At 51.3% G+C, this 11,819-nt stretch carries 2 protein-coding genes; both read left to right on the forward strand.

What is annotated here, in order from left to right; translation table 11 throughout:
- Positions 1 to 49 precede the first annotated feature (49 nt).
- A complete protein-coding gene (locus tag Q3O60_RS12245; RefSeq protein ID WP_305894229.1) occupies positions 50 to 8,359 on the forward strand; it encodes an SDR family NAD(P)-dependent oxidoreductase in 8,310 nt (2,769 codons plus the stop codon).
- A 75-nt stretch (positions 8,360 to 8,434) separates the two neighbouring features.
- Positions 8,435 to 11,764 carry an ACP S-malonyltransferase gene (gene fabD / locus Q3O60_RS12250; protein WP_305894230.1) on the forward strand — a complete coding sequence of 1,110 codons (3,330 nt, stop codon included), beginning with the start codon at positions 8,435 to 8,437 and terminating at the stop codon, positions 11,762 to 11,764.
- Positions 11,765 to 11,819: the final 55 nt, after the last annotated feature.

The raw sequence follows: 11,819 nt of genomic DNA on the forward strand, positions 1-11,819 counted from the left end.
AAGCGCTTGGATTTGGGGCGGTGCAAAATAATGACAGAAGGGGATCGGAGTGAGCAACCAAAAAATAGCGATCATTGGGATATCAGGAAAATACCCAGGCGCAGATAACCTAGATGAATTGTGGGAAAACCTCAAGCAAGGCAAAGATACCGTCACGGAAATACCCAAAACGCGATGGGATCACGCTTTGTATTATCAGCCAGGTAACCGGGTGTATGGTAAAAGTTATAGTAAATGGGGCGGATTCATCAATGACGTCGATCAGTTTGACTCCCTTTTCTTTAATATGGCGCCAAAAGTTGCTGAGCTGATCGATCCTCAAGAAAGGCAATTTCTCCAGTGTGCTTATCACACCGTTGAAGATGCAGGATATTCGTGTGAAGGGCTCTCAGAGAGAGGGCCTGTCGGGGTCTTTTGCGCGGTAGAGTACAATGAATATTTGATGTACAGTCAGGCCAATACGCCTGTTTCCGCACTCAATGCCTCTATCACCAACAGAGTCTCTTACTGTTGTAATTTTACCGGCCCCAGCATGACCATTGATACCATGTGCTCGGGCTCCATCAGTTCGGTACACTTGGCGTGTCAAAGTATTATAAACGGCGATTGTCGTGCCGCCATCGCCGGTGGCGTCAACCTGACGCTGCACCCCAATAAATTTATTTTACATAGTGCGGGGCGCTTCTCATCGCAAACCGGGCGCTGTCATAGTTTTGGTGATAAAGCGACAGGCTATGTGGCCTCTGAAGGGGTGGGGGCTGTGTTGCTCAAACCGCTAGACGATGCACTCGAAGACGGGGATCATATCTACGGGGTGATCCTGGCGACGGCTATCAACCATGGGGGCGCGTCGAGAGCCTATACCGTACCAAAAGCCTCTTCACAGGCAGAGGTGATAAGCCAGGCGCTGGCAAAAACGGCGTCTGATCCCATCAGTTATATTGAGGCGCATGGTTCAGGCACCGCGATAGGAGATGTGATTGAAGTCGATGGCTTACAAAGAGCATATAATGATAGCTATCTGGCCAAGAATGCACAGGGCGAAGCGGCATGTTTAATCGGTTCCATCAAATCGAATATAGGTCACTGTGAAAGTGCATCAGGCATTGCCGGGTTAACTAAGGTTTTGCTGCAAATGCGCCATAAAACCATTGCCCCTTCTATTCACTCACAAACGCGCAACCCTTATATTGATTTTGACAACTCACCGTTTGACGTGCCACATGAAGCGCAGCATTGGCAAGTTGCTGAGGGGAAAAAACGCGTGGCAGGTATCTCAGCATTTGGCGCTGGCGGTTCGAATGCGCATATGGTGATTGAAGAATATGTCGCAGCGGCGCCCGTTGAACACCAGTCCGTATCTGTGCCCTGTTATATCGTGTTGTCGGCTCAATCCCTAGAGCAGCTGCACAGAGCGGTAAAGCAACTACACACCACACTTGAACACACCGGCCAGAGTATCCATGATGTGCAGGATCTTCGTCGCATTGCCTGTACTTTGCAAGTGGGTCGATCTCATCATGAGCACCGACTTGCCCTCGCAGTGAATTCGGTGGATGAGCTTAAACAGCAACTCGCCTACACACTGGCGCATCAACTTGATGACATTAACAAACCGACCCATTGCTGGTACGGAGAAATGATTAAAGGCAAAGCGTTGGATGCCTTTATTACCGCCAACAATTTAGTCTATGCCGATCTCTTATCTAAGGCGGATTGGCCTGCCTTGATAGGGTTGTGGATCCAGGGTTACCCGGTTGACTGGCGCGCCTTATATGGCGGCGCCTTGCCAAACAAAGTGAGTTTGCCGGGGTATCCCTTTGCAAAGCAGCGTTACTGGGCACCTGACACCGATGTTGAACGTACCTATCCGCCTTTAGCACAGCTCGAAGCGCTGGCTGCGAATACAACGCCGCTGCGCGAGCGGGCGGCATCTTATTTAAAGCCTTTGCAATCGATTATACACTTGACCGGCAGTGAGTATTTTATCGCGCAACATGGAGTCAACCAGCATCCGATCCTACCCGGTGTGGCATATCTGGAACTGATCAGAGAGGCGCTCAGCACCTTATTGGCGGAACATCAGCATTACTCAATCGACAATGTGACTTGGCGTCGCCCGATGATTTTTGATGGTCAGAGCAAACAGGTTGTGATCGAGCTGTCTTGCCTGCCGCAAGCTGGGCAGCGTACGCGGTTCAGGATTTACGATTTGCGCGATCAATCCAGCGGCGACTTTTGTCGTGGGGCTGTAAACTTATGTGAGCGCGAAGCACCCAGCCAGGTCCCGGAGTTAGCGCAATTGCGCGCCACGGGTAAGGTTATTGAGGTGGATAAGCAGACATTCTATCGCCAATTTTTGCAGGCTGGGTTGGATTATGGACCCGTATTTCGCGCGGTTGAGTCATTGCAACGCAGTGGCTCATATGTGGTGGGGCGACTGCAAGCGCAGCAACCACAGCCGCAGCTATCCCATGCGATGAAGTGGCGCCCGGAAATACTCGATTCAGCATTGCATTGCATCTTGGGCTTTTATCTCGGCGAACAGTCCTGTGTGGATGAGGCTGACGCTGACGCTCAACAAGGGCCGATGGTGCCCTTTGCGCTCAGTCAGGTGAGAGAATATGCTCCCTTGCCAGAATCGGTCTGGGTGCTACTTGATGCCAAACAGTGTACAGCCAGCACTCAGAATATTGATTTGTCGTTGTGTGATGAGCAGGGCAATGTGTGCCTGCAATTGCTCGGTTATACTGCACGCGTCATGAAGCAGTCGACAGCGTCGACAAAAGAGCAGGCTGAGGCACGCGGACCGAAAAAAACAGAGCGAGCAGAGCCTGTGGGTGAAATCAAACTATTATCACCGACGTGGCAGCCACAGCCCTTAACCGATGCGACCACAAGTGATGACTTTAATGGCGATGCGACGTGGATTGTTTTACTGGGCGAGGCGGCACAGTGGTCCGCTCAATTAGACGCGCGCTTTAGCGACGCAGAGGTGCTGTGCATCGATGCACCTGCCGAAAAGCCGGGCACGCCCTTATGCAGGGCAGATCATTACCAGCACTATGCACAAGCGCTGCTGGCGGTTTTACAACAAGTTATTCAGCATCAAGAAGCCAAGCCAGAGCGGATCCAATTGGTGACGTCATCTGGCACTGAACAACGCATGTATATGGGGCTGTTGCCGATGCTCGAAGCGGCCATTCACGAGCATGTGATTAAATTTGCGGATGTGATCATGGCAGACTCTGGCGCTGAAGTTGAAAAGCAGATCAGACGTAATGGCCAAATACATACCCCCAGCTGTGTTGAACTCAAGTCGCAACAAGGTGACATAAGGCGTTGGCAGGCTTTGCCTGCGGCTGAAAAAACCGTGTCGCCGTGGCAGGAGCAGGGAGTGTACCTGATCACTGGCGGCTTTGGTGGCCTTGGCAAAATATTTACCCAAACGATTCTTGCCCAGACGCGAGTCAGCACGGTGATCCTATGGGGCCGAGGCGAGCTGGATTTGGTGCGCCAGGAATGGCTGACACAGTGCAATGCGCAGGGTGTCAGGGTGCATTATCAAGCGATTGATATCACGCAATTAAACGTGGTGGAAGATGCCATTACACAGGTGTTGGAAGAGTTTGGCCACATCACTGGGATTTTGCATGCCGCGGGGGAATTACAAGATGGCATGATCGTCAGAAAATCGGCAGAGCAGATGGACCGAGTGCTGTCGCCAAAAGTACAAGGGCTCGTCAATTTGGACGCCGCGACGCGCATATGTGATTTGAAGTTTTTTGCCCTGTTCTCATCGATCAGCAGTGTGCTGGGCGCGCCTGGTCAGGCCGATTATGCGGCGGCAAACGGATTTATGGACTGGTTTGCCCACGACAGGGCACAGCGTGTTAAACGGGGTGAATGCGCCGGCCATAGTGTGTCCGTTAATTGGCCGCTGTGGCAAGATGGCGGAATGCGAATGCCCCGTCATGCGATGCGCGAACTGAAAGAGACATCAGGATTAATCCCTCTGCCAACTGAGGCAGGGCTTGACGCATTTTCGAGCGCGTTGGCCGCCAAGGTATCACAGGTGCTGGTGTTGTATGGTAAGGGGGAGGCCTACCAAAATTTAGCGCATACATTACAGGCTGTGGATGAGCATCACACCACTGAGCAGCCAGAGCTGCGTCGGGAACCGGTGTCTTTCAATATGCAGGATGTTATCCGTGCGGCAAGTGATTTACTGAAAGTCCCTCAGTCGAGCATTGATGGCACAACGGCACTGTTTGATATTGGCTTTGATTCAGTGTCTATCAGCGAGTTAGCGCATGTGCTGACCCAAGCGACTGGGGTAGAGCTGCCTGTCAGTGTATTTTATGACTGTACTCAAATTGATGAGCTGACCCACTACTTGCAAGCGCAGATGTCTCAAGATGAAGAGACCACAACAGCACAAGAGACAACCGCTGTGCATCAACCGCCCGGTACTGCTGAGATAGCGCCATCGCTCAGTGAAGAGACCGTGATTGCAATGATCAGTGAGTTACTCAAAGTGCCTGCATCGAGCATTGATGCTAATACGGCGTTTTCGGACATTGGTTTCGATTCGGTTTCACTGGGAGAGCTTGCCAGTCATTTAAGTCAGGAATTGGATATTGAGATCTCTGCTACGCTGTTTTATGAGTGCACTGTGGTGGCTGAGCTGGTTGCATATGTGCAAACACAGCTCACCCATGCATCCACTCAGCCTCCCGCGCAACTAACCAATACGGCACCAAGCACGCCATGCAATGAAAGGGATGTTATTACTGAGATCAGTGAATTGCTCAAAGTACCCGTTGCCAGCATTGATGCAGACACGACATTTGAGCAGATCGGCTTTGACTCGGTTTCCCTGACCGAGCTGGCAAGTGTCCTCAGTGCACGCTATGAGGTTGAATTGTCCACCATGGTTTTTTATCAGTGCACCAGTGTGGGTGAATTGACGCAACATATGAATGTGTTGCTCAGTGATGCACAGTCCCAGGGGCGCAGGAGTGTGCCTGTGCACTCATCGGCGTACACCGTTAAATCGCGCAATGAGATGCGCTCAGACATAGCACAAACACTGCTGATGTTGATCAGTGAAATGTTGAAAATCGCCCAGCATGACTTTGACGTCCATACCCCGTTGGAGCAATTGGGCTTCGATTCGGTGAGCTTTGCCGAGTTAGCTCAGGCGCTTAATCACCGCTACCAAGCAGAGCTGGCACCCACCATTTTTTACGACATTAACACCGTGTCGGCACTGGCTGCTCACCTTGCGGACTTACAGCGCGACGATAAAGCACCGCTTGAATACGTCGAGCAAGTCAAGGCAGGGCATTCACAACCGCCGGTCGAGCCTTCGGCGAGGCCGTCCGCAGACGATATGCCAGGGGCCGAGCAACACGCACACCAGGCGAAGGTAAACCCGGATGATGATAGCATCGCCATTATCGGCATGGATGGACAATTTCCCGGCGCCAATGATATTGCGCAATTTTGGGATAACATGGCACAAGGGAAAGATTGCGTCACTGAAATACCGAGGGATCGCTGGGATTGGCGCGAGGTGTATGGAGACACTAAACAGGACCCCCGAGTAACGCGCAGTAAGTGGGGCGGATTTCTGGCTCAGGTTGACCAGTTTGATGCGGGGTTTTTTGGCATTTCCTCTCATGAAGCCAGACAGATGGACCCCCAGCAAAGGTTGCTGCTGCAAAGTGCCTGGCACGCAATTGAAAACGCAGGGTATGCACCGGAATCGCTATCAGGGTCAAATACGGGAGTGTACATAGGCATTGCACATACCAGCGGATATGGTTCTGTCGATAGTGTTAGTGATCAAGATGAGGACACATCGACGGAGTTGTCTGGGCCTATCAACGCACCATCTTTAGGACCAAATCGGATCAGCTACTTTTTGAATTTAAAAGGCCCAAGTGAACCGGTTGAGACAGCGTGTTCGAGTGCTTTGGTCGCTTTACACCGGGCTGTCACAGCGCTGCGGAGTGGTGACTGCCGCTTATGTTTGGTCGGGGGCGTCAATGTGATCGTGACAGCACAGGGCCACATAAATTTGAGCCGTGCAGGCTTACTTAGCGAAGTGGGCCAGTGCCGTGCCTTTGCTGCAAATGCGGATGGCTATGTGCGCAGTGAAGGCGTTGCGACTGTATTATTGAAGCGCTTATCTGAGGCAAAGCGAGACGGGGATAATATCCTTGCCGTGATACGCAACAGCAAAGTGGGCTATACCGGTAAAGGGAGCGGATTCGCAGCACCGAATAGCAATTCACAAGCGGCGTTGATCAAAGCATGTTATGAAGAGAAAAATATCGACATCGCCCGGGTGAGCTGTATTGAAGCGCAGGGAACAGGTACTGAAATAGGGGATGCCGTTGAGTTTCAGGCATTAACCAAGGCATTTAAGGGGGCGCAACAAGGTCGGTGTGCTCTCGCCTCGGTTAAAACCCATGTTGGACACATGGAAATGGCATCGGGCATGGCTTCTCTGCTTAAGGTTGTCTTGCAAATGCAACACAACCATTTGGTTGCAAACTTGCACTGCGATGAGTTAAATCCGCACATCAACATTACACAGTCGCCATTTTATATTCCCTCAACGGCCAAGCCATGGACAAGTGGTGCACTGCGCGACCCCAAAGTGGCAGGGGTCAACGCCTTTGGATTTGGTGGCGTTAACGCACATGTCATTGTCGAGCAATACCTCGCACATGATACCCATAGCACGCAGCAAACACATGGCCCCTATGCCATGTTGCTGTCTGCGAAAACTCGGCCGCAAATTGAAACCCAGGCGCGCAATTTACTGGCTTGGCTTGATCGTGAACCTCAACTGGATCTGTATCGTGTCGCCTACACACTGCAGGTGGGGCGCAGTGCGATGGAAGAGCGACTGGCCATGGTGGTCAATTCGAAGGCCGAATTCGTTGAGCGCCTCACCCAGGTAGCGCAAGGTGAATACAATACCCCTGGCGTGTATCAAGGTACGCGCGCGAGTAGCTCGTCGATTGTGTCTTTGCTGCAAAGCGACACTGCGTTGCAGGCGGTGGTAGATGGTTGGCTGAAATCTCGTGAACTGAGCATGCTAGCGTCACTATGGTGCAACGGCTTATCTATCGCATGGCAAAACATGTATCAGGGTGAAGGGGTACGACGGGTAAATTTACCAGGATATCCGTTCAAAACGACGCGACATTGGATTGGTGAATTTGAACAGCAAGTCAACCAATCAGCGGACCACGCTGAGCAGGTGACTGCGGACACTGAGCTTGCCGAACACTTATTGAGGCTGGCGCAAGATAGCATGGCCGGGCATCAAAATCTGACCCTTACTGGTGCGCTGGACCTGAGTGGGTGCAGTTCAGTGGAGCTGGTGCAGTGGCAACAAAAAATTCACCAGACGCTCAATGTTCAAGTTGCCACCGAGGACTTAATGGCCACCAACAGTATTCGTGCACTTGCTGCGCAGTTACGTGCCCTTCAGGCTGATGCGTCCCCTCAAGCAAAGCGCGCCATGGTGTCTCTTTCTGGCGCTAAGGGCGTGGGACCTGCCCTGATCTGCGTACCGGCAGCCGGTGCTATGCTGAGCAGTTTCTCCTCCCTGGCGAAGCTGTTACAAGGCAGTATGCGTCTGTATGGCTTTGGCCATCGTGGGTTTCATGATCAGCAAACCCCGCATGACAGCATTCAGACTATGGCACAGGACTATGTGGCGCAGCTGTCATCGCTACCCGAGCAACAAACGATCTATTTACTGGGACATTCCCTGGGCGCTAGTGTGGTGTATGAAATGGCCTGTTTACTGCGCAATGTTGGTCGTAAAGTGCATATTTTCATGCTGGACAGTGAGCTGTACGCACAAGGTGGTATCTCTTTGTCGACGTTTTTCCAATTTTTTGTTCGCGATAAACAGGTGGCCAATACATTGGCTCACAAACAGGCCCATGGTGACGATGTTGTTGCGCCTCTGGCACAAGCCTTACTGGATGAAACCGCGGTATCAACGGTTCACAGTAAGGCGTATTTGCAACAGATCATGCACGCCTATGCGCAACAGATATTGATGGGATTGCAGTATGTGCCGTCGCAAAAATACGATGGAGATATTACCTTGTTGTTGGCTAAGCAAAGCCATATGGGAGGTGAGAACCGCCAACAAACGCTGGCGAAATATCGCCGCTATTGCTTACAAAATATCTCCCTCGTGTCGGTCTCAGGCGGCCATTACAGCGTACTGGAAAAAGCCCATGTAGCGGATGTGGCGCAGATCTTACGTCAGACGATTACGCCGCAGTCAATCGTGCCGGCCGGTGAGGTAAATGATGCTTAACAACCGAACAATGGCCGCTATAGCGCGCCCCTGTTGCTCCCCTCGCATGTTGACTCATAGGCAGGAGGGTCGCTTATGTCACTAGTATTTATGTTCGTTGGGCAGGGCTCTCAACATTACAAAATGGCCGAGACACTCTTTAACAACAATGCTGCGTTTCGCAACATTATGCAGCGCTTGGACAGGGTTGCCATTGAAGCGGGGGGAAGATCCATACTCGCCAAGCTATACTCGACCACAGAACAGGCAACCCCTGTCTTTGATGAGTTGCGTTATACCCACCCAGCTATCTACATGCTGGAATATGCATTGGCAGCAAGCTTGATACAACAAGGCGTTAAACCTGACTTTGTGCTGGGCTCGAGCTTGGGTGAGGTTGTGGCTGCAACCATCGCCGGATGTATTGAGCCTGAACAAGGGATGCGTTTTGTAATCGAGCAAGCTGATATTTTTGAGCGCTATGCTGAAGCCGGTGGCATGACGGCCATTTTGGCAGATCCTCAACAATGTAGCGAACTCAAGTTGGCGGAGCGCGGCCTTGAAATTGCTGCGCTGAACTATGATGCCCATTTTGTGGTTTCGGGGTCACGTGAAGCATTGACTGAACTCGAGGCGCAATTGCCGCAGTACGGACATGCATTTATGCGTTTGCCCGTCACCCAGGCCTTCCACTCCTCGAAACTTAACCGGGCAAAGTCTGCATTTCTCGAGTTGTGTCAAAAGTATCGATTTTCTGAACCTGTCCTGCCTTTGATCTCCAGCACGACCGAGCAGTTGGTGAAGCGAGTGGATGGCGATTATTTTTGGCAGGTTGTCCGTCAAGTTATTCAATTCCCACAGGCTGTGGCCACCGCAGAAAAACTCGGTGCCCGCCATTTTTGTGATTTAGGCCCGTCAGGCACGATGGCGAATTTTGCCAAAAGGTGCCTCATGCACCGTAGCGCGTGTGAGATCACTGCGTTACTTAACCCTTTTGCAGCAACTTTGGATTTATTCAATGAGTTGATAGCAACATATTCGCATTCAGAACAAGGTAATAAAAATATGAGCATGACCAATACAGCAATCGACCCAACCGCCAAAGTGTATATGTTTCCAGGCCAAGGTGCGCAACAGGTGGGCATGGGCCGTGAGTTATTCGACAAATACCCTCAGTTAATACGTGCTGCAGATGAAATTTTAGGCTATTCAATCAAAGAACTATGTTTGAATGGACCGGTCAGTAAGTTGAGCAACACGCAATATACACAAGCGGCATTGTATACGGTCAGCACACTGAGCTATTTAGACAAAGTCGCCAATGAAGCCGAACCTGACGTGGTCATGGGGCACAGTTTAGGTGAGTTCAATGCGCTCTTTGCAGCGGGTGTATTTAGCTTTGAAGATGGCTTGAGGCTGGTGAAAAAACGGGGTGAGTTGATGGCGCAAATGTCCGACGGGGGGATGGTTGCGGTGATGAAATGTGCGCCCGAGGTGATCCAGAAAGTGATGGATGCCGCGCACATCAAAGATATTGACTTTGCGAATTACAACAGCCCTTCACAACTGGTATTGGCAGGGCCCAAAGACAGTTTGGCGCGTTTAACCTTAGACCTAGAAGACGAAGGTGCCGCGGTTGTACCGCTGAATGTCAGTGCACCGTTCCACTCTCGTTATATGGCGCAAGTACGGCGCCACTTTGCGCACTATTTGACACAGTTTTCATTTGCCAACCCAAACAAGGTCATTATTTCAAATGTGCATGCTCAGCCATATGATGTGGCGCAACTAAAACAGTGTCTGGCGATGCAGATCTCTTCACCAGTACGCTGGTGCGATAGCATCGAGTACTTATTGCATAAAGGGGTGAGCAACTTTCATGAGGTGGGCCACGGTCAAGTCCTGAAAAATTTACTGGCAAAAATCCAAACTGCATGGGTAAGTGCGCACGCCACACAGGTACAGAGCAAGTCATCAACGCCTGCGCCTGCAAATGTAGCGCGCCCGACTCTCGCCGTGGCACCGCTCACGGCACGACAGCTCGGCTCTGAACACTTTAAGAAGAAATATGGCTTGCAATATGCCTACGCAACGGGGGCCATGTATAAAGGCATTGCCTCAAAAGCGCTGGTGACCCGTATGGCGAAGGCCGGGTTTTTGTCCTTCTTTGGCACAGGTGGGTTAAGTGACGAAAACATTGCACAGAATATTGATGACATTCAGCAGGCCCTTGGCAGCGCGACGACGGTTGGGATGAATCTGGTGTGTAATTTAGCCAATCCAGATAAAGAGATGCGTACGGTTGAGCTGTTTATGCAAAAGGGGATCACAGTGATTGAAGCCGCTGCGTTTCTCAGTGTGACACCGGCCTTGGTACGATATCGTTTACAAGGCCTGAGTCGAGATGCACACGGCAATGTGCATGCGGCGAATCGCATTATGGCGAAGATCTCCAGACCAGAAGTCGCCGAGCAATTTTTGAAACCCGCTCCCGCGCATGTGGTTAAGAAATTACTGGAGCAGGGGCTGGTGAGCAGTGCGCAAGCCGAGCTGGCGAAAACCATTGCGATGGCGGACTCACTTTGCGTTGAGGCGGATTCCGGCGGGCACACGGATATGGGGGTGTTGTCGGTGATTCTGCCCACCATTATTCGGTTACGCGATCGGGTCGCCCAGGAGTACAGCTACCAAGCGCAGATCGATGTCGGCGCAGCTGGCGGGATTGGTACTCCAGAGTCAGCAGCATCCGCTCTGATGCTCGGAGCAGACTTTATTTTAACCGGTTCAATTAACCAATGTTCGCCAGAGGCGGGAACCAGCGATGAAGTGAAAGCGCTGCTGCAAGACGCCAATATCCACGACACGCGATATGCCCCGGCAGGAGATATGTTTGAAATTGGTGCAAAAGTACAGGTGCTGAGAAAAGGGGTCTTTTTTCCAGCCAGAGCAAACAAATTGTATGAGTTGTGGCAGCGGCACCAAGCGTGGCACGAGGTGGATGCTGAGACACGAGACTTAATCGAAAAGAAATACTTCAAGCGTTCTTTTAACGCCGTGTATCAAGAAACGTGTGAGTATTACAACAAAGCGAAGCCACAAGAGATAGTGCGCGCCGAAAAAGACAGCAAGCATAAAATGGCCTTGGTATTTCGCTGGTATTTCATTCATACCAACCGCATTGCTATCAGCGGCGCTGCCGATAAAGTGGACTATCAAATTCACTGTGGCCCGTCCCTTGGGGCGTTCAATCAATGGGTGAAAGGTACCCGATTTGAGGCGTGGCAAAACCGGCACGTTGATGAAATCGCCCACTTGTTATTGGAGGGTACCGCAGAGTACATGACACAAAAATATGCGCAACTGATGACTCGCGCGCAACAGCCTAAACAAGGTGCAGCAATGCCTGAGGTGGCATTACAAGATTAAAAATCGGTTGCGTCAATTACGGCACACAACCCTGTAGTTTAAAGATGAGACGAGT

This window comes from Alkalimonas collagenimarina (assembly GCF_030717845.1).
Lineage (GTDB): Bacteria > Pseudomonadota > Gammaproteobacteria > Enterobacterales > Alteromonadaceae > Alkalimonas > Alkalimonas collagenimarina.

Excerpts from the sequence above, each read along its gene's own strand:
- fabD (WP_305894230.1), top strand. The coding sequence starts at position 8,435 with ATGTCACTAGTATTTATGTTCGTTGGGCAGGGCTCTCAACATTACAAA.